The sequence below is a fragment of the Pseudoduganella violaceinigra DSM 15887 genome (genome assembly GCF_000425385.1).
GTDB classification, from domain to species: Bacteria; Pseudomonadota; Gammaproteobacteria; order Burkholderiales; family Burkholderiaceae_D; genus Rugamonas; species Rugamonas violaceinigra.
In genome coordinates, this window is record NZ_KE384357.1 from 172,934 (window position 1) to 193,113 (window position 20,180).

Genomic DNA, 20,180 nt, shown 5'->3' on the forward strand with positions numbered 1-20,180 from the left:
TGATGATATGACCGGGCAATCTCTTGCGAGCTAACAACCGCTTCACCTTCACAACAACACTATCTCAAGGGGTATTAACATGAAGAAAGCGTTACTTAGCAAGGTAGCCGGAACACTGATGCTATCCGCCGGGCTGTTCGCCAGCTCCGGCGCGATGGCGCAGACCACATTGACCTTCGATGCAGCAGGCAATGCCATCTTCGGTGCACTGCACGCCGCGGCTGGTGACTATATGGACACATATCTGTTCTCCGTGGATACCAATGCCAGCTATGCCAGCGGTTCCGTCGTGGTGGGCAAAACCTGGATCGATGGCTCCCGCCTGGCAAACTACGGCATCACGGCCATCCAGTTCTTCAAGGTCGAAGCCGACAGCAGCCAGACCAGCCTCAACACAACGTTTGATACGTCGTCCGGTATCGAATTCTTCCCGGTCGACGCGCTGATGTCTGGTAACTATGGCTTCACAGTCACCGGCAGCACTGCCATTTCAGGCCTGGGCGGCTCCTACGCCGGTAACCTGAACCTGGCTGCTCCTATTCCGGAACCAGCTACCTATGCGATGCTGCTGGTGGGCGTTGGCCTGCTGGGCCTGGCTTCGCGTCGCAAGTCCAACGACAAGCTGGGCTAAGCCGCAAACCACATTCCCCCCGTGGAAACCCGCTGCGGCGGGTTTTTTTTCCCTATTTCTTGGCGCCCGCTGCCGGCACAGGCTTGGCATCGGCGACGCCCACGTCCTTGGCCGCCACCACCTGGGCCACATACGGTCCCGGGTCGCTGCAGGCAGGCAAGGCTGCAGAAGGCTTGCCGCCGCCTCCTTTGGACTTGATGTAATAGGCCGCCACCCGGTCCTGGGCCAGGCATAGTTTGTAAGCCGAAACCTTGTCGGTCCAGGCTTGCTTGTCCTTGGCCGCTGCGGCCGCGGCTTTCTGTTCTTCCGTTGGCGCGGGCAATTTGGCTTGCGCCGCCATCGCGGCCATTGCCAGGATCAGCGCAAATGCAGGCTTGTTCATGGCTTACTCCTCAAACGGTCTTGGGCGTTGGCGGCGGAAGGGGCTCGCCGTCATGTTCGGGGGCGCGCACCCGGGGAATCTTGCCCTCGGCGACCTGCTGGTACCAGATATCGTGGTGTTCGCGCGCCCAGGCATCATCCACATACCCTTCCCTCATCGCCTTATATGCGCCTTGCATGCCGATGGTGCCGAGATAGATGTGACCGAGAGCAAAGGCCATCATCAGCACGGTGGCGCTCACGTGCAGCAGGTTTGCGCCCTGCATCAGGAAGCGTGTGTACTCAAGATTGGGGATCAGCTTGTCGAGCACAAAGCCGGAAGCGCTGGCCGCCAGGCCCAGCAGGGTCACGCCGCCCCAGAACCACAGCTTTTCGCCGGCATTGAAGCGGCCGGCCGGCGCGTGGCCCTTGCCTAACATGCCGCCCAGTTTCGCCAGCCATTTGATATCGGCCGCGATGGGGAAATTGTCCTTCACGAAGATGATGAAGGTGACGATGATCGACACCGTGAACAGCGGCCCGACAAAGTTATGGATGGTCTTCAGGGCGTAGGTCAGGTAGCCGAACAAGGCATGGCCGATGACGGGCATCAGGACGAATTTGCCGAACATCATGCACAGGCCGGATACCGCCAGCAGGACAAAGGTAATGGCCGTGGTCCAGTGGGCGAAGCGCTCCAGCGGCGTGAATCGCTGGATCTTGCGTCCGGTTGGCGGCGCGTGCACCTTGACCGGCCCCTTGCCGAAGTACATCGCGGCCAGGATGGCGATCACGCCGAGTATCAGCCAGCCGCCGATGCCGATCATCGGGCCATTGCGGAAACGGCGCCACGCTTCGCCGGCCGTGGTCGGAACCGCCTGGCCTGGGTACTGAGCCTTGGGCTGGATCAGCACACCGGATTCAGGGTAAGGCAGGCTGCTGTAATGCGTTTCCCCGGCCACCACCTTGCGCCACACCGGCGCATTGTTGCCGGGCTGGTCGCGCGAGCGCTCGGCCTGGTTTTGCTTGAGGATGTCCACTGACTCGACGCGGGGTGCGGCGCCACTGCCCTGAGCAGCGCCCGCAGTTGCCGTCGGCGATGCCGTGACAGCTGCCGGTTCGGCAGCATTCGAAGCGCCCGCCGCGATTGCCAAGGCCAGCATTGCCAACCATCGTTTCATGACGAACCTCCCTAGCGGTTGGTCTTCACATATTCGTTCTGCAGTTGCCCGCGTTCCCGCACCTGGCGGTCCCAGCTCGCCTTGTTACCGGGAGTCCAGCCTTTCGCCACCTGCGCATTGCCGGCGCCCGTGTACGAAGGCTGGTCGCCGCGATTGACCGCGCTGCCCTGCTTCGATTGCGACACTTCGCCGCAGCCGGCCAGCGCCAGCAGCAATACAACATAGATCTTCATGTCTTGGCCTCCGGTTTGCCGTAAGCGGTGCCCCAGCCCCAGACTTCGCTGCCCTTGCCGCGCGTGACCACGCGGGTGCGGAAGATTTCCGCCACCACGTCCCCATCGCCGCCCAGCAGCGCCTTGGTCGAACACATTTCCGCACAGGCCGGCAGCTTGCCTTCGGCCAGCCGGTTGCGGCCGTATTTCTCGAACTCCGCCTGCGAACCATTTTCTTCCGGGCCGCCGGCGCAAAAGGTGCACTTGTCCATCTTGCCGCGCAACCCGAACGCGCCGTTGGAAGGGAACTGCGGCGCGCCGAAGGGACAGGCATAGGAACAGTAGCCGCAGCCGATGCAGGCGTCCTTGTTATGCAGGACCACGCCCTCCTCTGTGCGGTAGAAGCAGTCGACCGGGCATACTGCCATACAGGGCGCGTCCGAGCAATGCATGCAGGCCACCGAGACCGATTTCTCCTGCCCGATCACACCGTCGTTAATGGTGACCACGCGCCGCCGGTTCACGCCCCACGGTACCTCGTGCTCGTTCTTGCACGCCGTCGCACAGGCGTTGCACTCGATGCAGCGCTCCGTGTCGCATATGAATTTCATCCGTGCCATGGCAATCTCCTCAGCCGGCGAAGCGTTCTATATTGCAGATGGTCGTCTTGGTCTCCTGCATCATGGTGACCGCGTCGTAGCCATAGGTTGTGGCCGTGTTGACCGCCTCGCCGCGCACGAGCGGCGCCGCGCCTTCGGGGTAGAACTCCAGCAGGTCCCTGCCCTGCCACCAGCCGGAGAAGTGGAACGGAATGAAAGCCGTGTCCACGCCCACGCGCGGCGTCACCAGCGCCCTCACCTTGATGCGCGCACCGGTCGGCGTCGATACGATCACGTAATCGCCGTTGCGGATGCCGCGCTCGGAAGCGGCCGTCGGATTGATCTCGACGAAATTCTCCTGCTGCAGTTCGGCCAGCCAGGGGTTGGAACGGGTTTCCTCGCCGCCGCCTTCGTACTCCACCAGGCGGCCCGATGTCAGGATGATCGGGAACTTCTTCGCCAGACCATCGTCGACAGCCTTCTGTTGCACGGTCTTGTACAGGGTCGGCATGCGCCAGAAGGCCTTCTTGTCGTCGTGGGTCGGGTACTTGGCCACCAGATCGGGCCGCGTGCCGAACAGCGGTTCGCGATGCAGCGGCACCGGGTCGGGGAAATTCCACACCACGGCGCGCGCCTTGGCGTTCCCGAACGGATGCACGCCGTGCACCTTCAGGCACACGCGCTGGATGCCGCCGGACAGGTCGGTCTTCCAGTTCTTGCCCTCGGCAGCCAGCTTCTCGGTGTCGGTGAGGTCGTCCCACCAGCCCAGTTTTTTCAGCAGCACATGGTCGAATTCAGGATAACCCGTCGTGATATCGGCGCCCTTGGAGCAGGAACCGTCTTCGGCCAGCAGGTTGACGCCATCGCGCTCCACACCGAAGTTGGCGCGGAAATTGCCGCCGCCGTCCATCACGTGCTGGCTGTTGTCGTACAGGTTGGGCGAGCCGGGATGCTTGAGTTCCGGGGTGCCGTAGCAAGGCCACGGCAGGCCGAAATAGTCGCCCGTCAGGTCATAGCCGGTTTCCGCGTCCTTGCCGCCTTTGCAGCGCAGGGTCTTGACGTCGAACATGTGCATATTGCGCATGTGCGCCTTCAGCCGTTCCGGCGACTGGCCGGTGTAGCCGATGGTCCAGCTGCCGCGGTTGATCTCGCGCAGCATCGATTCGGGTTCGGGCTCCATCATATTGCCCTTGCCCGGCACCAGTTTCAGCTTCGCCGCCAGCTGCTTGCCGAAGCCCAGCTTTTCCGCCAGCTGGTACATGATCATGTGGTCGGTGCGCGACTCGAACAGCGGCTCGATCACTTTCTCGCGCCATTGCACCGAGCGGTTGGAGGCCGTCACCGAGCCGGAAGTTTCGAACTGCGTGGCGGCCGGCAGCAGGTAGACGGCGCGGTTCGGGTTGAGATCCTGGCCTTCCGCTTTCATTGCGGCCATGGCGGCCGTGGCGGAGGGATAGGGGTCGATCACCACCAGCATTTCCAGCTTGTCCATGGCCTTCTTCATTTCCAGCCCGCGCGTCTGCGAATTTGGCGCATGGCCCCAGAAGAAGACTGCCTTGACGTTGCTGTCCTGGTCGATCAGCTCATTTTTCTCCAGCACCGCATCGACCCAGCGCGACACGGTGGTGCCGGATTTCTCCATCATGGCCTGCGATGCGAACTGGCTCTTGACCCATTCGTAATCGACGCCCCATACCGCGCACCAGTGCTTCCAGGCGCCGGCGGCCAGGCCGTAATACGCCGGCAGCGAGTCGGGGTTCGGGCCGACGTCCGTCGCCCCCTGCACATTGTCGTGGCCACGGAAGATATTGGTACCGCCGCCACTCTTGCCCACGTTGCCCAGCGCCAGCTGCAGGATGCAGGATGCGCGCACGATGGCATTGCCGATGGTGTGCTGGGTCTGGCCCATGCACCAGACCACGGTGGACGGACGGTTTTTGGCCATTGTTTCGGCGGCCTGCAGTACCTGGGCCTCCGGTACGCCGCAGGCTTCCTCCACTTTATCCGGCGTCCACTTGGCCACCTCTTCGCGCACCTTGTCCATGCCGTAGACGCGCGCCGCGATGTATTCCTTGTCTTCCCAGCCGTTCTTGAAGATATGCCACAGCATCCCGTACAGGAAGGGAATGTCGGATCCCGAACGGATGCGGATGTACTGGTCGGATTTCGCAGCCGTACGCGTATAGCGCGGGTCGACCACAATCATTTTGCAGCCGTTTTCCTTGGAATGCAGCATGTGCAGCATGGAGACCGGGTGGGCTTCCGCCGCATTGGAACCGATATACATGGCCGCCTTGGCGTTCTGCATATCGTTATAGCTGTTGGTCATGGCGCCGTAGCCCCAGGTGTTAGCCACGCCCGCCACCGTGGTGGAGTGGCAGATGCGCGCCTGGTGATCGCAGTTATTGGTGCCGAAGAAGGAAACGAATTTACGCAGCAGCGCCGCTTGCTCGTTGTTGTGCTTCGACGAGCCGACGAAGAACACGGAATCCGGGCCATCCTTCTTTTTCATGTCCAGCAGCTTGGCCGCGATTTCCTGCAAGGCCTGGTCCCAGCTGATGCGCTGGTATTTGCCGTTCACCAGTTTCATCGGATACTTCAGGCGGTATTCGCCGTGGCCATGCTCGCGCAGGGCCGCGCCCTTGGCGCAATGCGAACCGAGGTTGATCGGCGAATCGAACACGGGCTCCTGCCTGATCCAGATGCCGTTCTCCACCACCGCATCGACCGCGCAGCCCACCGAACAGTGGCTGCAGACCGTACGCCGCACGAGCTGCTTGCTTTCTCCGCCGGCAGAGGCAGGTTCCTTGGCTTGCGCCTTGCGCATCAGCGAAAGCTGCGTGGCCGCCAGCCCGATACCGACACCGATGCCGGAACGCTTCAGGAAAGCGCGCCGGTCCATCGTCGGCAAGGCGCGCGCCAGGCTGCCCTCCAGGCTTGCCGCAAAACGTCCAGGCGCACGGGGGCCGGACGGACCTTTACGTGTAAGGAGCATCATCTTGCCCTCCGCTCAGATCTTGGTGGTGCGGTAGTACTTCTTGATATGGTCGGTGAGGCGGTATCCGGTGCCGGGCGGCGGCTCGGCTTCCGCGGGCGGCGCCGCGACGGGTGGGCTGCTGGCCATTTTCGCAGCGACGCCGGCTGCGGCCAGTGCTCCCATGCTAGTGAAAAAAGACCGTCTTCCAGAGCGGGATTGCGTTGACATCGTAGACTCCCTTAGCCAACAACAGTTAGTCTTTTAACACTAGCACAAATGATCTAACTATGCATTAACCACTAAGCCATATCGAATGCCTGTCCCTCGACGTCGACGAAGCCGCGCGCCAGTCCGGCCACGGCGCGGTAGTACGCAGCCCCGGGATGCGCATCGATGGCATCAAAAAGCTGGTGTGCCCAGGGTTGGATATGGGCAGTGAAGAATTCTTTTTGTGTTGCGATGTTGCCATGCAGCAGGCGCATTGCATCGCACAGCGCGGCGAAATGGTCCTCGCTTTCGGACAGATTTTCAGAGCGCTCCAGACCTAGCCGTGCCAAGTCGCTGCGCAGGGCCAACAGCGGCTTCTCCATCAGGAAACCAGACAGGTAGTAAGAGCCGTACAACATGACTTCCGACTTGCCCACCCCAATAAACAGCGATTCGTATTCTTCCTTTGCGCGTTCGGCGGTGGTCTGGCTGCTGGCGGCCTGCAGGCCGCGCCAGGCATCGGCCAGCACGCCATCGCCTTCGATGGCCGCATCTTCGATCAATTCGAGCACGGCCTGCGACGGCGGCCCATAGAACAGCATCGACAGCACGCCATACAGTTCGGAACGCGCATATTCTTCGTCTTCGGTCATTGGCGTTTCACCTCAAGAATGGATACTTCTTTGTCAGGCTGCATCATGTCGATAACGCGGCAGTCGGGACACATGCGCAACCGGTCAGGATTGCCGGCGAAGGCTCCGTGACTAGCAAGCTTGCTCACCATATTCTCCACCATTTGCAAGGTACCGAAAGCTTTTTGACACTTGATGCAGTGATACGGCTGGGCTTCGTTGAGCACGCGCGCCTGTTTTGCTGCGCTGCCCAACGCCAGGCGGGGCCGCAGCGACAGCGCCTGCTCGGGGCAGGTGTGCACGCACAGGCCGCACTGCACGCAATTCGATTCGGTGAAGCGCAGCTGCGGTAGTTGCGGATTGTCGGTCAATGCGGACTCGGGACAGGCCCCCACGCAGGCCATGCACAGCGTGCACTTGCCCGTGTCGATGGCGACGGCGCCGAAAGGCGCCCCTTCCGGAAGCGCGATCAGGTCGGGCGCCGCCGGCGCGTGCCGGGCCAGGTGCGCGAAGGCAAAGTCCAGCGTTTCCCGCTTGGCCGCCGCGGCGTGGAAAGCCGCTGCGGGAAGCATATCAACGCCGGGATTCGGGACAAACCGCTGCAACTCGCGGTCGAACTCCGCGGCATCGCGGGCGCGCAACAGATGAAGCCTGATGCCTGTGTAGCCCATGCCATCGATAATCGCCTGCGCAATCGTCATTTGCTCCTGAAGTGCATCCACATATTGAGGCGCCTCGCCGCCTGAGGCCAGCAGCGCCACATCGGCGGCGCCATAGGCCACTGCGGCCAGCCACAGATCCATCCCGACCGACGCCACGTGATGGACCGCCAGAGGCAGCATCCGCGCCGGCACGCCTTGCGCGGCGCCGGCGGCGGCGAGTTGCCCAAGTTCGCGGACCAGCGCCCCGCCTTCCTCCCCGCTATGGATCAGGATCGCCGCGCGCGCGCCGCCGGCACGGGCATATGCCGCCAGCATTGCGCGGATTTGCTCGCCCAGATCCGGCGCGCGCGGCCAGGCATAGGTCAGCGCACCCGATGGGCAGACGGTGGTGCAAGCGCCGCATCCGGCGCAAAGCTGGGGCGCCACCTTGATATGGTCGCCCGCAGAGGAAATAGCTTCGGCCGAGCAGATATCGATACATGCATTGCAGCCCGGCTGCATGCTGCGGCTGTGGGCGCAAATGCTTTCCTTGTACTGGAAAAAGCGCGGCTTGCTGAACGTGCCGACCAGCTCCAGCATCTGCAGCGCAGCCCATGCCGCCGCCCCGTCATCCCCGCTTGGGGCGAAGTACCCTTGCGGCAGCTGGTGCATGCGAAGCAAAGGTGTCTCGCTCAAGTCAAACACCAGGTCAAACTCACCGCTGCGCTCAGTTTCAACGCGGTCGAAATCGATTGCCGCCACCGCACCGCAAGCGGCGACGCAATCGCGGTGCGAGCGGCATGCCTCCAGGTCTATCTGGTATGCCAGGCTGATCGCCCCTTCCGGGCAAGCCTTCACGCAAGCATTGCAGCGCGTGCACAGTTCGAGGTCGATGGGATTTTTCTGCTGCCAGCTGACTTGAAAGGCGCCCAGCCAACCCTGGACATGCGGCTGCCCGCCACTGAACGTGGGCCAGGAATGGCCCGCCAGCGCCGCATCGCTCCCATCTGTGAGCAGGACATTTACTTGCAATTGCCGTTCAAGCTTGCGCGCCCATGGCAGTACGCGCCGGGCAGGTCCCAACAGGAGAACACGGCCTTCAGACTGGTATTCAACCTCCGGCACCGGTTCAGCATCGGGCAGGCGCGCGGCCGCCAGCAGGGCTGCCATCTTGGGCGTGGTTTGGCTGGCCTCTGTGCTCCAGCCGGAGGTTTCGCGCAGGTTCACAAAACGCAACGGCGCGACGACGGCTTTCATTTCCGCGAGTTCGCGGAAGAGCGGTTCTTCCTGCGTACAGCCGATGACGATCCGCTCCGCCCCGTCCAGCGTTTGCAGGTATTCGTTGACCTCGCGCCTGCAAAGCTGGCTCGCCACCGGCAACGGCCCCTCTCCCAAGGCCTTGCCAATGGCGGCGCCGTCCAATGGCATGGTGTTATTGCAGTTACAGATCCTCGTCTTTTGGCTCATCGTCTTCTTCCGCTGCGAATTCGCGCGCGATCAGGTTCTTGGCATGATTGAGGGCTGCCACCATCAGGGGAGTCAGGGGTTCGAATTTGTTGTAGTCGTCGATGTAGGTATCGAGACCGTCCATCACATTGAAATGCGGATCGGCAAACAACTTCTTCAAGGCCGCGCGGCGGATCGCCTCGTCGACGCCGCGCGCCACGAAGGGTTTGAAGTCCGAATCGCTGGTCAATTGTTCGACCTGTTCCAGCGTGGGAGCGGGCACGGATTCTGTTTCAGCCGACGCCGCGACAGGGAGCGCTTGCGCGGGCTCCGGCGGGGATTCGGCCTTGACGCGCGACCAGCGGGCGAAGAATGTCTCAGCGGCCATGGCGCCCCGTCCCCTCTTCGCGCGCCATCTGCTGCACGGCGGCCCCGCCTTCAAAGGATGGCCGGCGGCGCTTGCCCTTCGGTTCGGGGCGGTAATACTCCGCCACGAAGGCGCCGAGCCGCTCCACGATTTCAGAAGGCAAAAGCAAGGTATCCACCTGCTCGCCGCCATCCATCAGCCGTGCGGCTTCGTTGTAGGACAAAGTCACGCATTGGGGCACCGCCACGTCGTCCTCCAGCCGCCACATGATGAACCAGCACGGGGCCCCGGAATCGAGGTTCAGGAAATAGCCTTCCGCCTCATCGGAATACAAGCGCGTCGAAAGGCCCGGATAGAGCCACAAGGTCTCGGAGGGATCATCGCGCAGGCAGCGCGGCGGCCCGCCCGGCAACGGAGACAGCACAACCTCCGCCGGCAGCCACTGGAATGGCTGCCAGTTGCTCTTCAAAGGCTTGCGCTGCATGAGCACAGCGATACTGAGTGCATCTGTTTCCACCATCCCCCCGGCTATCAAGAAGATATAACAATACTGCCTTAGATTTAGTAAGATGCGCAACATTCCCGAAATCAGCCAAAGGAGATCGCATGCAACGTTTCAAGCCCGCGCAGTTCATTTTCACCCTGTTCGCCTTCCTGATGGCGTTCAGCGTGCATGCGCAGAAACTTCCTAACGTAACTATTCTGGCCACAGGCGGCACCATTGCGGGCACTGGCGCCAGCTCCACCACCACGGTCGGCTACACCGCCGCTACCGTTGGCGTGCAGCAATTGATCAATGCCGTACCGGAACTGTCCAAGATCGCTACCGTTACTGGCGAGCAAGTGTTCCAGATCGCCTCCGAAAGCATGACCAACGACCATTGGCTGACCCTGGGCAAGCGCGTCAACACCCTGCTGGCCCAGCCAAACGTGGATGGCATCGTGATCACCCACGGCACCGACACCCTGGAAGAGACCGCCTACTTCCTGAACCTGGTGGTCAAGTCGCGCAAGCCGGTTGTGCTGGTCGGCGCCATGCGTCCGGGCACCGCTTTGTCGGCAGACGGCCCGATCAACCTGTATAACGCGGTATTAATTGCCGGCAGCCAGGAAGCAATTGGCAAAGGCGTGCTGGTGGCCTTGGGCGATCAAATCCATGGCGCGCGCGATGTCACCAAGACCAATACCTCGACGCCGGATTCCTTTAAAACTCCGGAATTGGGCATGCTGGGTTATATCCAGGGTCCCAAAGCCCACTTCTATCACACCTCTACCCGCAAACACACCGTCGACACCGAATTCGATATTTCGAACCTGAGCGTGCTGCCGCAAGTCGACATTGTTTATGGCTATGCGAATATGAATCCTGTGGCGCTGAATGCCTTTATCGCCGCCGGCGCCAAAGGTATTGTGCACGCCGGCACCGGCGATGGCAGCCTGGCCGCAAAAGTAAAACCGGATCTGATTGCCGCCCGCAAGAATGGCACGGTTATCGTGCGCGCCAGCCGCGTTGGTAACGGCATCCTGGCCCGCAATGGTGAAGCGAATGACGATGAATTGGACTTTGTGGTGGCCGATACGCTGAATCCGCAAAAAGCCCGCATCCTGCTGATGCTGGGTATGACCAAGACCACGAATACCAAAGAACTGCAGCGCATGTTCTACATGTATTAATGCATGGGCCCGCCAAGTGCGGGCCTTTTTTTCGCCCTTCGCGCCAACAATTGGCGCGATTACGCCAGCTTTCGGCTTAGCGATCCAGCGCCCGCCCTGCAGCGGCAAGCACCTGTTCAGTGAGCATTTCCAGCTTTGGCGACTGGATACGCCATGAATGCCAATACAGCTGAATATCCAGGTATTTACCCGGTACTAAATCCCCCAATTTCCCCGCATCGAGCAAGGATTTATATTGCTGGCGCGGTAGCATTCCGTATCCCATGCCGAGCCGGATCGATTCGACAAATGGATCGCTGGAAGGAACGTAATGGACCGGATAGGAGCCAAGCGGCAGCCCCAGTTCGCGCTCGATGAATATCGTTTGCAGCGAGTCTTTACGGTCGAAAAACATCACCGGCGCCTTGCGGGCTGCTTCGCGCGTGAATCCATCGGGGAACCAGCGTTTTACAAAATCCGGCTGGGCCAATAAACGGTAGCGCATAAAGCCCAAATGCTGTGAACGGCAGCCGCGCATCGGTTCCGGCTCACTGGAAACGCCCGCCAGCACCAAACCCTTTTCGAACAGCGAATATGTATGATCCTGGTCGTCGAGGATTATCTCCAGCAGGATGTTTTCACGGTTCAGGAATTGGCTCAGCTCGGGCAAAAACCAGGTGCCAAGCGTGTCGTTATTGACGGCCACCGGAATGCGCGGGGGCATCGCCTCCTCCGCCTTTAAATCGGCCAGGAATTCCTGCTCCATTAATCGGCTACGGCGTAGATATTGCACCAGGCGCTGGCCGGCGCTGGTCAAACGGGCTGGCCGGCTGCGAATCAACAGCGGCGCGCCCACCGCCGACTCCAGGCCGCTAACCCGCTGCGAGACCGCCGACGGGGTCAGATGCAGCATGGCTGCAGCCTGTTCGAAACTACCGGAATCGATCACCGCCAGCAGGGCCTCTCCCTGTCGCGCATCTGGAATCATCCGCGCCACTCCTTTAGCAAAATTAATGAATACTGAAACATCTTAATTAAGCTTCATTTGGAAGGCCAGCGGCGGCAGAATCTGGACTCCACAACAGGAGTAAAAAATGCAGAGTTACGTAAATGGCTTAGGACTTGGCGCCAGCCTGATCATGGCAATTGGCGCGCAAAATGCACACGTTTTGCGGATGGGCATCAAGCGCCAGCATGTGGTGCTGACGGTGACAGCCTGCATTGCAATCGACGTGGTGCTGATCGCCCTGGGCGTGGCGGGCGCCGGAGCGATGATCCAGGATTCACCCTTGCTGCTGGCGGCGGCGCGCTGGGGCGGCGCAGCTTTCCTACTGTGGTATGGCTTGCGCAGCTGGCGTTCGATGTTGACGCCCAAGTCCCTGGCCGCCGGCACTGCAGCCGCGGCGCCGGACGCACGCCAGGCGCTGGCCAGCGTAGTCGCCCTGTCCCTGCTCAACCCGCACGTCTACCTTGATACCGTTGTGCTGCTTGGATCGGTTGGCGGCAGCTACCCGGATGGCCAGCGCCTGGGCTTTTCGGCAGGCGCCATGACAGCCTCCCTTTTATGGTTCACCGCGCTGGGCTTCGGCGCCACGCGGCTGGCAGGCTTCTTTGGGCAACCCATGGCCTGGAAATGCATCGAAGGACTAACCGGCGCCGTCATGCTGGCCCTGGCCGCGGGGCTCCTTTTCAGCTGATCGCTGTTGGATTTCAGAGACGGCAACAAATCCCCGGCAAGATTGCGGGGTAAGATTTTGCATGCTCATCCTTTACGCCGGAACGATCGTCCTCAGCGCCTTCCTGCTATTCCAGGTACAGCCCATCATCGGCAAAATGGTGCTGCCCTGGTTCGGAGGATCGGCGGCGGCATGGACTGTCTGCATGCTGTTTTTCCAGCTAACCCTATTACTGGGCTACCTGTACTCCCACCTGACATCCCGCTATTTGCCGCCGCGCCGGCAAGCCTGGCTGCATGCCGGCCTGTTGCTGCTCGCTGCATTGACGCTTCCCATCATTCCGGGAAACGGCTGGAAGCCCACGGCGGGCGACGACCCAGCCCTCCAGCTATTAGGCTTGCTTGCGGCAACCATAGGGCTACCCTACTTCCTGCTGTCGACTACGGGGCCGCTGGTCCAGCACTGGTTTGCACAGGAACGCCCGGGAAGCGTGCCTTATCGCCTGTTTGCGCTCTCCAATTTTGCCTCCCTGTTGGGCTTGTTGAGCTACCCCTTGCTGTTCGAGCCGCGCTTCACGGTGAAGGAAATGTCCGCTTTCTGGTCCCTGGGTTTTGGACTTTTCGCCCTGTTTTGCGCCGCCCTGGCACTGAGCGGACGCGGTCGCCGCCAAACTCACCACACCTTGCGCGAAGATGCGATGGCCGGCAAACCCGGCTTGCACGAAAGCCTGTTGTGGGGTGCCCTGGCTGCCGTGCCAACCGTCGTCCTGATGGCGGCCACCAGCCACCTGACCGCGAACATTGCGCCCGTTCCCCTGCTTTGGGTCTTGCCGCTGGTGATCTACCTGCTGACGTTCATTCTCTGCTTCGAAAGCTCGCGCTGGTACAAGCGCTGGCTGTTCCTTCCCCTGATGGCTATTCTGACGCCGCTGCTTATTGCCTGCACCAGTTTCCCCAGCCTGATGCCGCGTGGGATCGTGTGGCCAACCTTGCTGTTCTCCGTCTGTATCTTCACTTACTGCATGGCTTGCCATGGCGAGCTCGCCCGGCTTAAGCCTCCGCCTGCGCAACTGACAGCCTATTACCTGGTGATTGCCATCGGCGGCGCGATCGGAGGCATGTTCACCGGACTGCTGGCGCCGCGCATCTTCAATGACGATTACGAACTGACCTTATCCTGCATTGCCGCCGTCTGCATCGCCGGAGCCGCCTGCCACCATCGCCCGGCGGAACCGATACAGCGCGGCGCTCGTATCAAGGCCGCCGTGTTCTTTACCACCCTGGTCGGCGTACTGTGGGGCGCCAATGCGCTCTGGCCTTTCACGCCGATAGTCAAGGCCCGCAATTTCTACGGCACAGTCAAGGTGAAGGATACCGAACCAGGAGCCGGCCAGGCACGACAGCTGACCCATGGCGTCATCGTGCACGGCCGCCAGTTCCTTGATCCACAGAAGCGGCGCTGGCCAACTACTTACTACGGCAGCGACGGCGGCGCAGGAATCGCCATCGCCGCCAGCCGTCACGGGGAAGCACAGCGCGTCGGCGTGATTGGACTCGGCGCCGGCACCATGGCAGCCTACTGCCGGCCCGGCGACGTCTACCGCTTTTACGAAATCAACCCGCTGGTCAGCGAATTCGCGGACCGGCAATTCAGCTTCCTGCGCGACTGCCCCGCCAACAAAACAGTGGCGCTCGGCGATGCACGCCTGGTGCTGGATGAAGAAACATCGCAGCAGTTCGACCTGCTGGCGGTCGACGCCTTCTCCGGCGACTCGGTACCGGTGCATTTGCTGACCACGGAAGCCTTCAACATCTACTTCCGCCACCTAAAGCCGGATGGGGTGCTGGCAATCCATATCTCCAACCGCTACCTGAACATGGCACCAGTCGTGAAACGCGCGGCCGACAACTTCCACCGTGCAGCATTTCTTTCGGAGAGCAAGTCGGACTACGCGCGCGGGGTAACCGCCGCGACCTGGGTGCTGGTCGGCCAGCGCGACCGATTATTGCCCTATGCCGCCCTCCACGAACTGCCGCCGGCGCCGGACGTGCGGCCATGGACAGACGATTACAGCAGCTTATTGGGAATCATGAAATAATCATCGGACTAGTAACCAACCGAAAGGAAACTCAAGATGGATGCAGTAAAGATTGATATCGGCCTCTCCGACGACAGCCGTGCACGCATTGCCGATGGCCTGTCGCGATTGCTGGCCGACAGCTACACGCTCTACCTGATGACCCACAACTTCCACTGGAACGTGAAGGGCCCGATGTTCAACTCCCTGCACCAGATGTTCATGACGCAGTACAGCGAACAATGGACCGCACTCGACTTGATCGCCGAACGCATCCGCGCACTGGGCTATCCGGCGCCGGGCACCTACGCCGAATTCAGCAAGCTGAGTTCAATCAAGGAAGTGGCAGGCGTGCCGAAAGCCATGGAGATGGTGCGCCACCTGGTCACCGCCCAGGAAGCCACCGCCCGCACCGCGCGTTCGCTGCTGCCGGTGGTCGACGAGGCCAACGACCAGCCGACCATCGACCTGCTGACCCAGCGCCTGGACGTCCACGAAAAGACCGCGTGGATGCTGCGCAGCCTGCTGGAAGAATAAGCCTCAGGCCATCCTGTCCGAAGTAATGATGTGTTCGCCCGGCAGCGGGTGCATTGCCGCGCCGAGCATGGCGCGCGCAATGTTCGCAGCCGGATTGATGCGCCATGCGCGCGGCAATACCGGGCCGAGCAGGGACAGGATCGGCACCATGATTTTCTCGCCAAGTCTGAACTCTTCACGCGCGCCACCAATCAATCCTGGGCGCGCGATCACCAGCGTCGGAAAACCCAGCGAACGCAGGCCGTGCTCGACCTCCCCTTTGACGCGGTTATAGAAAATGCCTGAACCGGCATCGGCGCCAAGCGCTGAATTCAGCACAAAGCTTGGTGTGCCGTGCTGTCGCGCAAGGCGTCCCACCTCCATCGGATAGCTGAAATCCACTTTACGGAATGCTTCCTGTGAACCTGCCGTCTTGATGGTCGTGCCCAGCGCACAAATCACGGCATCGGCTTGCCACCAAGGTTCCTGGGCCGGCAGACGGTCATAGTCGACAATCGGCGCCACCAGTTTAGGATGAGGCTGTATGCGGCGGCGTACCGGCGCAACTACTTGCGCAACTTCCGGCGCGGCCAGCGCAAGTTTCAACACTTCACTTCCGACCAAGCCTGTTGCCCCGACCAGTATTAGCTTCATGTTCTTTGTTCCAGATAGGCTTCGGCCAACATGCGCGCCCATACATTGCAGCCTTTGGCCGAGGGATGGTAACCGTCTTCCGCAGCCAGCGTACTGTCGGACTGGGTATCCAATACAAGGGGGACGTGCCGCAACAACGCGTCTTCGCGCGCCAGTGCCTGCAAGCCGCGATCGAGCGCCGCCGCCTTCATTCCAAGCACCCAGCGCAAAGGATGCGGCAGCGCCGGAAATGCCTGCATCGGCGGTACACCCGACAGCAGCACCACTGCGGGCGAGCAGCGTTCGCGCAACTGATCGAGCAGGGCCAGCATATCCCGCTGCCACTCGCTAACCCGGCGGAAAGCAACCGAATCGTTGACGCCAAAAGCGACCAGCAGGATGTCGACTGGCTCCGCCGGGACCTGAGGCAGCAACTCAGCCAAGGCATCACGCACCGTTGCGCCATTACGGCCATAAGCACGCCAGTGCACTGGGCGGCCAGCGCCCATTGCCAGAGATTGCGCCAAGCGCGCCGTAATCGCCTCTTCCTGCAGTGCGACACCGACACCTGCCACCGGCGATTCCCCAATGGCAATCAGCCTCAGCGGCGCACCGGCCGAATCAGCCATTGCGATGCCAGCGCGCTCACCGTCCGCCTCCGGCATACGAGGTGTTTTTGCGCGCGTGCGGCGTCCCTGCACCAGCAACAAAGGCAGCAACGGCAGGGCAATCAATTCGGGCAGCGAATTTCTCATGCCGCGATCATATCAGTCGGCATTCCTGATCGCATTCGCCCGCCGCCGCAACTCCCGTTCAGTGGCAAACGGACGATCCTCCTCCAGGCAGGGTTCGCCCTTCAATTCTTCACGAAAAGTCCAATGCAATTGGCTTGCCCGGACCACCAGAGCCCGCAGCCGCTTCACTTCCCACAGCACAGCCAGCATGTCGTCATTCTGGTTGCGAAGCCAGATTTCCCGTAATTCCTGCGCCGTCAGGGGCTTTTGCAAAACTGTATGCATATACAGTAGTTTAGCAAGCCCGTTCCGGTTAGCATAGCCCCCATGTGCACCAATTACCGCCCCACGTCCCGTGACCTGCTGCAGGAAATGATGGACATTGACCTTTCCAACCTGGAAGGCCTGGAATGGCCGGACGAAACCTGGAAGGATTACAACGCCCCCATTATTCGCCTCGGCCTGGATGGCCAGCCGGAATGCGTGGTCGCGTCCTTCGGCTTTGTGCCGCGCCGCCACGTTCCAGCCGCAATGCCGTCGCTGACCACCATGAATGCCCGCAGCGAAACGGTGGGCCAGCTGCGTTCCTACAGCAAGCATTGGAAAGCCAGTCAGCTCTGCCTGGTTCCGATGACCGGATTCTATGAACCGAACTACGAATCGGGCAAGGCGGTACGCTGGCAGATCGCCATGGCCAACGAGCGTCCCTTCGCTGTGGCTGGCATGTGGCGCAGCTGGGCGGAAGCGGACGGAAGCACAAGCCATTCCTTCACCCAGCTCACCATCAATGCCGATGCGCATCCCCTCCTGATGCGATTTCACAGGCCCGATGAAGAAAAGCGCACGCTGGTCGTCGTGCCGCCGGATGCTTACCGGGACTGGCTCACCTGCCGCGACCCGGAATTCGCCCGCTCCTTCCTCACGCCCTACCCTCACCAGATGATGCGAGCGTGGGAAGACCCCCGCCCGTCCGCCAAAAAGCAGCCGACGATAGAAAAACAGCAATCGTTGTTGGATTTTTGATGTCGAAAAACTTTACACCCAGCCGTTCATTGCGATGGCTTGGTGCAGCGCATTCTTTATAAATCAATGATTTATTAATGCATGGTCTGGTTTTTGCTTATCAGCATTCCCAATTACCTAAAGCAAATCCTAGACGCAGATGATGAAATTCAAATCCGCCGCTGCGGCCAGCCTGCTCGCAGCACCAGTGTTCGCCCACGCTGCTCCAATCACCCTTTTTGCAGGCCAGAACGTCAACCTTGAGCAAGGCAGCAAGGTGACCGGCGATGTCGGTGCCAAGGGCAATATCCACGCGAAATACGACAGCCAGGTAACGGGCAATGTACTCGGTGGCGGCAACGTCACCCTTGAACAGAAATCCAAAGTCAGCGGTAACGCCACCGCAGGCGGCAAAGTCGACGTGAAATACGGCGCCCAGGTGAATGGAAACGTAGCGGGCAAAACTTCATCGCCGACACTGGACAGCCTGCCCGCTGGCACCGTCTTCGATGCCGGCAGCAAAGCATTCGGTCTCAACGCTTACGCGACTGGCAGCATGGGCCAGGGCAAGTACGGCAAGGTCAACATCGGCTACGATTCGACTCTGACCCTGACCGCTGGCACGTATTATTTCGATTCCCTGGTAGTGAACTCGGAAAGCAAGTTCATCTTCGACCTGTCCGGCGGCGCCATCAACCTGTTCATCAAGGGCAATGTGAACATCGGCTCGAACTTCGATTTCGAAATGCTGAACGGCGACGCGACCAAGATCTATACCGAAACCAAAGGCAACTGGGAGCAAGGCGCATGGGGCGAATGGTTCGGCACCCTGTTTGCATCGGGCGCGGACAGCAGCCTGCACTTCAACCAGGGCTCGGTCCTGGGCGGCACTTTCATGGCGCGCAAGAATATTCAGTTGGACACCGGCAGCGTTGTCAGCGCCATGCCGAAGGAAGCCGCCAAAATTCCAGTACCAGGCTCGTTGCCACTACTGGCTGTCGGCTTGATGGCACTCGCACTCTTCCGCCGCGAGCAAGCCTGAACAGGCTTATGACGCCAGGACCAGGGCATCTGTCCCTGGACTAAAGGCGGCGGCAACGCATCCGAAGGCTTAAGCCGGTCGTGGTCAATCCGCACCACCAGCGCAGAGAGCGGCTAGCGTAAAACGGGATGGAGAGCCATCACTTGTCACCGCTCGCCGGTGTTCGACGAAAGGTTTTCCTGCACGCGTGCCAGCAACGACTGCAGCAACGCCTTATCGCCTTGCGTGAACCCCGCGAAGGCTTGCCTGGAAAGCCGCTCCCCTTCCGCATGCACTTCGTCGAACAGTGCGCGTCCGGCGGGCATCAGCGACAGCAGGGTGCTTCGGCGATCCGCTGGATCCTCCTCCGCCGACACAAGCTCCGCATCCCTCAAGCCACGCAGCAGCCTCGCCATTTGCCCCTTGTCCCGGCCGGAATGCGCCACCAGATCGGTGAGCGTGCAGCCGGGATGAAATCCGATGAAGTGCAGCACGCGGAACTCGATTGGCCCCAGCGCCTGCGGGCTGCCGCGCAAGGCCTTGTACTGCTGCCCGCGATACAGATGCGTGATCTGGTGGATGGCTTCAAAGACATCGCTTTCCGACACAATTCGAATTTTGGTTGACATCATCAACTAACATCAATAGTATTGGATGACATTATCAACCATCTGGAGCAATTATGGAACTTTCGGCGAAAACCGGAGTGCAGCGCGTTCGCCACGAAGTCAGGAAGCGCAATCTGGTGGTCAGCCAGGTCGAACAGCTGACGCCCGAATACCTGCGCGTCACATTGTCCGGCCCCGACCTGGAAGGCTTCACTTCCATGTCGTTCGACGACCATATCAAATTGATCTTGGCCGATGACGAAGAGGCCCGCGTCTGGCGCGACTTCACGCCGCAAAGCTTCGACCCGGTCAAGCAGGAGCTGGCATTGGAATTCGCGATGCACCCCGTTGGAGCGGCCTCGGACTGGGCCAAAGCAGCAGCCGTTGGCACTGCCATCACGATTGCCGGTCCGCGCGGTTCAATGCTGATTCCGACGGACTACGATTGGCACCTTTTTGTCGGTGACGCCGCTGCCCTCCCGGCCATTCGTCGCCGGCTTGCGGAACTGCCAGCCAGCGCCAAGGTGACCGTCATTGCCGCTGACGACAACGATGGAACGCTGTTGAATGCGGCTGGCACCAGTTGGCAAATCAAGCGCGTGGCCGACGATATGGAAATGATTCAGGCGGTAAGTGACCTGGAGTTCCCCGCCGGTCAAGGGTTCTGCTGGTGCGCCGGTGAAGCGGCCGCAATGAAACAGCTGCGTGAGCTGCTCGCAAACGAAAAAAATCATCCGAAGGGCGCAATGCGGGTTGCCGCATATTGGAAGAATGGCGTTGTCAACCACCACGAAAACCTGGAGTAAGCTGCACGGTTCAAGCTTGGACTGTCCCCCTTACCCATCCTCCGATCCTTAACAGCAGTCGGTCTGAACGAGCACTCCGGCGCCGCGCGCCAACATCGCGCGGCATCTGGCAGCAAATACAGATAAGGCCGAACTGGCTCTACAGAAAGTGCAGCCCTACCTGCGCAAGCACTTCGAGAGCGCCGGCATCAAGGCCTTTCC

23 protein-coding genes are annotated in these 20,180 nt (G+C 60.9%); 8 read left to right on the plus strand and 15 right to left on the minus strand.

Annotated features, from left to right (window positions below; all coding sequences use genetic code 11):
• Positions 1 to 79: 79 nt before the first annotated feature.
• Positions 80 to 631: an FxDxF family PEP-CTERM protein gene (locus H597_RS33465; protein ID WP_154668195.1), complete on the plus strand. Its 552-nt coding sequence runs from the start codon at positions 80 to 82 to the stop codon at positions 629 to 631.
• A gap of 52 nt (positions 632 to 683) precedes the next feature.
• On the opposite strand, the gene H597_RS0120375 is transcribed toward H597_RS33465, so the two are convergent.
• From H597_RS0120375 to H597_RS0120420, 10 genes are all read right to left on the minus strand, one after another.
• Positions 684 to 1,013 carry a hypothetical protein gene (locus tag H597_RS0120375; RefSeq protein ID WP_028103747.1) on the minus strand — a complete coding sequence of 110 codons (330 nt, stop codon included), beginning with the start codon at positions 1,011 to 1,013 and terminating at the stop codon, positions 684 to 686.
• A 10-nt stretch (positions 1,014 to 1,023) separates the two neighbouring features.
• Positions 1,024 to 2,172 carry a formate dehydrogenase subunit gamma gene (locus tag H597_RS0120380; protein WP_028103748.1) on the minus strand — a complete coding sequence of 383 codons (1,149 nt, stop codon included), beginning with the start codon at positions 2,170 to 2,172 and terminating at the stop codon, positions 1,024 to 1,026.
• Between the two features lie 11 nt (positions 2,173 to 2,183).
• The gene (locus H597_RS0120385; RefSeq protein ID WP_028103749.1) at positions 2,184 to 2,405 is read right to left on the minus strand and encodes a hypothetical protein; all 222 of its coding nucleotides are present in this window, start codon (positions 2,403 to 2,405) and stop codon (positions 2,184 to 2,186) included.
• Positions 2,402 to 3,004: a formate dehydrogenase FDH3 subunit beta gene (fdh3B, locus tag H597_RS0120390; RefSeq protein WP_028103750.1), complete on the minus strand. Its 603-nt coding sequence runs from the start codon at positions 3,002 to 3,004 to the stop codon at positions 2,402 to 2,404. The genes H597_RS0120385 and fdh3B overlap by 4 nt, the downstream gene beginning before the upstream one ends.
• Positions 3,005 to 3,014: 10 nt before the next feature.
• The gene (locus H597_RS0120395) at positions 3,015 to 5,978 is read right to left on the minus strand and encodes a formate dehydrogenase subunit alpha (RefSeq protein ID WP_028103751.1); all 2,964 of its coding nucleotides are present in this window, start codon (positions 5,976 to 5,978) and stop codon (positions 3,015 to 3,017) included.
• Positions 5,979 to 5,993: 15 nt separating this feature from the next.
• Positions 5,994 to 6,143: a hypothetical protein gene (locus tag H597_RS0120400; RefSeq protein WP_229632220.1), complete on the minus strand. Its 150-nt coding sequence runs from the start codon at positions 6,141 to 6,143 to the stop codon at positions 5,994 to 5,996.
• A gap of 116 nt (positions 6,144 to 6,259) precedes the next feature.
• A complete protein-coding gene (locus H597_RS0120405) occupies positions 6,260 to 6,820 on the minus strand; it encodes a TorD/DmsD family molecular chaperone (protein ID WP_028103753.1) in 561 nt (186 codons plus the stop codon).
• A complete protein-coding gene (locus tag H597_RS0120410; protein ID WP_083941207.1) occupies positions 6,817 to 8,907 on the minus strand; it encodes a 4Fe-4S binding protein in 2,091 nt (696 codons plus the stop codon). Before H597_RS0120410 ends, H597_RS0120405 begins: the two co-directional genes overlap by 4 nt.
• Positions 8,882 to 9,274 (minus strand): DUF3306 domain-containing protein, encoded by a 393-nt coding sequence (locus H597_RS31810; RefSeq protein ID WP_035374911.1) that lies wholly within the window; start codon positions 9,272 to 9,274, stop codon positions 8,882 to 8,884. The genes H597_RS0120410 and H597_RS31810 overlap by 26 nt, the downstream gene beginning before the upstream one ends.
• The gene (locus tag H597_RS0120420; RefSeq protein WP_083941208.1) at positions 9,264 to 9,773 is read right to left on the minus strand and encodes a DUF3305 domain-containing protein; all 510 of its coding nucleotides are present in this window, start codon (positions 9,771 to 9,773) and stop codon (positions 9,264 to 9,266) included. Before H597_RS0120420 ends, H597_RS31810 begins: the two co-directional genes overlap by 11 nt.
• A 137-nt stretch (positions 9,774 to 9,910) precedes the next feature.
• Here H597_RS0120420 and H597_RS0120425 point away from each other — a divergent pair, with 137 nt between their 5' ends.
• Entirely contained in the window at positions 9,911 to 10,927 is a 1,017-nt protein-coding gene (locus H597_RS0120425) for a type II asparaginase (RefSeq protein WP_229632227.1), read from the plus strand.
• Between the two features lie 76 nt (positions 10,928 to 11,003).
• Here H597_RS0120425 and H597_RS0120430 read toward each other — a convergent pair whose 3' ends face one another.
• Positions 11,004 to 11,894 (minus strand): LysR family transcriptional regulator ArgP, encoded by an 891-nt coding sequence (locus tag H597_RS0120430; RefSeq protein WP_028103757.1) that lies wholly within the window; start codon positions 11,892 to 11,894, stop codon positions 11,004 to 11,006.
• A gap of 106 nt (positions 11,895 to 12,000) precedes the next feature.
• Here H597_RS0120430 and H597_RS0120435 point away from each other — a divergent pair, with 106 nt between their 5' ends.
• From H597_RS0120435 to H597_RS0120445, 3 genes are all read left to right on the plus strand, one after another.
• A complete protein-coding gene (locus H597_RS0120435; protein ID WP_028103758.1) occupies positions 12,001 to 12,603 on the plus strand; it encodes a LysE/ArgO family amino acid transporter in 603 nt (200 codons plus the stop codon).
• 61 nt (positions 12,604 to 12,664) lie between these two features.
• Entirely contained in the window at positions 12,665 to 14,680 is a 2,016-nt protein-coding gene (locus H597_RS0120440) for a fused MFS/spermidine synthase (protein ID WP_035374811.1), read from the plus strand.
• Between the two features lie 36 nt (positions 14,681 to 14,716).
• Positions 14,717 to 15,196, plus strand: a complete 480-nt coding sequence (locus H597_RS0120445) for a Dps family protein (RefSeq protein ID WP_028103760.1) — start codon at positions 14,717 to 14,719, stop codon at positions 15,194 to 15,196.
• A 3-nt stretch (positions 15,197 to 15,199) separates the two neighbouring features.
• On the opposite strand, the gene H597_RS0120450 is transcribed toward H597_RS0120445, so the two are convergent.
• The 3 genes from H597_RS0120450 to H597_RS31815 are packed head-to-tail and all read right to left on the minus strand — an operon-like array spanning position 15,200 to position 16,815.
• On the minus strand, positions 15,200 to 15,829 hold the full coding sequence (locus H597_RS0120450; RefSeq protein WP_028103761.1) for a Rossmann-fold NAD(P)-binding domain-containing protein: 630 nt from the start codon (positions 15,827 to 15,829) through the stop codon (positions 15,200 to 15,202).
• Positions 15,826 to 16,563, minus strand: coding sequence for an SGNH/GDSL hydrolase family protein (locus H597_RS0120455; protein WP_028103762.1), 738 nt, complete (start codon positions 16,561 to 16,563; stop codon positions 15,826 to 15,828). The genes H597_RS0120450 and H597_RS0120455 overlap by 4 nt, the downstream gene beginning before the upstream one ends.
• Positions 16,564 to 16,575: 12 nt before the next feature.
• The gene (locus tag H597_RS31815) at positions 16,576 to 16,815 is read right to left on the minus strand and encodes a hypothetical protein (protein ID WP_035374813.1); all 240 of its coding nucleotides are present in this window, start codon (positions 16,813 to 16,815) and stop codon (positions 16,576 to 16,578) included.
• 54 nt (positions 16,816 to 16,869) lie between these two features.
• Here H597_RS31815 and H597_RS0120465 point away from each other — a divergent pair, with 54 nt between their 5' ends.
• Both H597_RS0120465 and H597_RS0120470 read left to right on the plus strand, forming a co-directional pair.
• Positions 16,870 to 17,565, plus strand: a complete 696-nt coding sequence (locus H597_RS0120465) for an SOS response-associated peptidase (RefSeq protein ID WP_028103763.1) — start codon at positions 16,870 to 16,872, stop codon at positions 17,563 to 17,565.
• Between the two features lie 139 nt (positions 17,566 to 17,704).
• On the plus strand, positions 17,705 to 18,586 hold the full coding sequence (locus tag H597_RS0120470) for a DUF7305 domain-containing protein (RefSeq protein WP_028103764.1): 882 nt from the start codon (positions 17,705 to 17,707) through the stop codon (positions 18,584 to 18,586).
• Between the two features lie 146 nt (positions 18,587 to 18,732).
• Here H597_RS0120470 and H597_RS0120475 read toward each other — a convergent pair whose 3' ends face one another.
• Positions 18,733 to 19,197 (minus strand): MarR family winged helix-turn-helix transcriptional regulator, encoded by a 465-nt coding sequence (locus H597_RS0120475; RefSeq protein ID WP_051293962.1) that lies wholly within the window; start codon positions 19,195 to 19,197, stop codon positions 18,733 to 18,735.
• 50 nt (positions 19,198 to 19,247) lie between these two features.
• Here H597_RS0120475 and H597_RS0120480 point away from each other — a divergent pair, with 50 nt between their 5' ends.
• The gene (locus H597_RS0120480) at positions 19,248 to 19,979 is read left to right on the plus strand and encodes a siderophore-interacting protein (RefSeq protein WP_028103766.1); all 732 of its coding nucleotides are present in this window, start codon (positions 19,248 to 19,250) and stop codon (positions 19,977 to 19,979) included.
• Positions 19,980 to 20,180 lie beyond the last annotated feature (201 nt).

What these genes read in the sequence shown, in the direction of transcription:
- H597_RS33465 (WP_154668195.1), top strand. Translation starts at nt 80, where the DNA reads ATGAAGAAAGCGTTACTTAGCAAGGTAGCCGGAACACTGATGCTATCC.
- H597_RS0120375 (WP_028103747.1), bottom strand. Translation starts at nt 1,013, where the DNA reads ATGAACAAGCCTGCATTTGCGCTGATCCTGGCAATGGCCGCGATGGCG.
- H597_RS0120380 (WP_028103748.1), bottom strand. Translation starts at nt 2,172, where the DNA reads ATGAAACGATGGTTGGCAATGCTGGCCTTGGCAATCGCGGCGGGCGCT.
- H597_RS0120385 (WP_028103749.1), bottom strand. Translation starts at nt 2,405, where the DNA reads ATGAAGATCTATGTTGTATTGCTGCTGGCGCTGGCCGGCTGCGGCGAA.
- fdh3B (WP_028103750.1), bottom strand. Translation starts at nt 3,004, where the DNA reads ATGGCACGGATGAAATTCATATGCGACACGGAGCGCTGCATCGAGTGC.
- H597_RS0120395 (WP_028103751.1), bottom strand. Translation starts at nt 5,978, where the DNA reads ATGCTCCTTACACGTAAAGGTCCGTCCGGCCCCCGTGCGCCTGGACGT.
- H597_RS0120400 (WP_229632220.1), bottom strand. Translation starts at nt 6,143, where the DNA reads ATGGGAGCACTGGCCGCAGCCGGCGTCGCTGCGAAAATGGCCAGCAGC.
- H597_RS0120405 (WP_028103753.1), bottom strand. Translation starts at nt 6,820, where the DNA reads ATGACCGAAGACGAAGAATATGCGCGTTCCGAACTGTATGGCGTGCTG.
- H597_RS0120410 (WP_083941207.1), bottom strand. Translation starts at nt 8,907, where the DNA reads ATGAGCCAAAAGACGAGGATCTGTAACTGCAATAACACCATGCCATTG.
- H597_RS31810 (WP_035374911.1), bottom strand. Translation starts at nt 9,274, where the DNA reads ATGGCCGCTGAGACATTCTTCGCCCGCTGGTCGCGCGTCAAGGCCGAA.
- H597_RS0120420 (WP_083941208.1), bottom strand. Translation starts at nt 9,773, where the DNA reads ATGGTGGAAACAGATGCACTCAGTATCGCTGTGCTCATGCAGCGCAAG.
- H597_RS0120425 (WP_229632227.1), top strand. Translation starts at nt 9,911, where the DNA reads ATGGCGTTCAGCGTGCATGCGCAGAAACTTCCTAACGTAACTATTCTG.
- H597_RS0120430 (WP_028103757.1), bottom strand. Translation starts at nt 11,894, where the DNA reads ATGATTCCAGATGCGCGACAGGGAGAGGCCCTGCTGGCGGTGATCGAT.
- H597_RS0120435 (WP_028103758.1), top strand. Translation starts at nt 12,001, where the DNA reads ATGCAGAGTTACGTAAATGGCTTAGGACTTGGCGCCAGCCTGATCATG.
- H597_RS0120440 (WP_035374811.1), top strand. Translation starts at nt 12,665, where the DNA reads ATGCTCATCCTTTACGCCGGAACGATCGTCCTCAGCGCCTTCCTGCTA.
- H597_RS0120445 (WP_028103760.1), top strand. Translation starts at nt 14,717, where the DNA reads ATGGATGCAGTAAAGATTGATATCGGCCTCTCCGACGACAGCCGTGCA.
- H597_RS0120450 (WP_028103761.1), bottom strand. Translation starts at nt 15,829, where the DNA reads ATGAAGCTAATACTGGTCGGGGCAACAGGCTTGGTCGGAAGTGAAGTG.
- H597_RS0120455 (WP_028103762.1), bottom strand. Translation starts at nt 16,563, where the DNA reads ATGAGAAATTCGCTGCCCGAATTGATTGCCCTGCCGTTGCTGCCTTTG.
- H597_RS0120465 (WP_028103763.1), top strand. Translation starts at nt 16,870, where the DNA reads ATGTGCACCAATTACCGCCCCACGTCCCGTGACCTGCTGCAGGAAATG.
- H597_RS0120470 (WP_028103764.1), top strand. Translation starts at nt 17,705, where the DNA reads ATGATGAAATTCAAATCCGCCGCTGCGGCCAGCCTGCTCGCAGCACCA.
- H597_RS0120475 (WP_051293962.1), bottom strand. Translation starts at nt 19,197, where the DNA reads ATGATGTCAACCAAAATTCGAATTGTGTCGGAAAGCGATGTCTTTGAA.
- H597_RS0120480 (WP_028103766.1), top strand. Translation starts at nt 19,248, where the DNA reads ATGGAACTTTCGGCGAAAACCGGAGTGCAGCGCGTTCGCCACGAAGTC.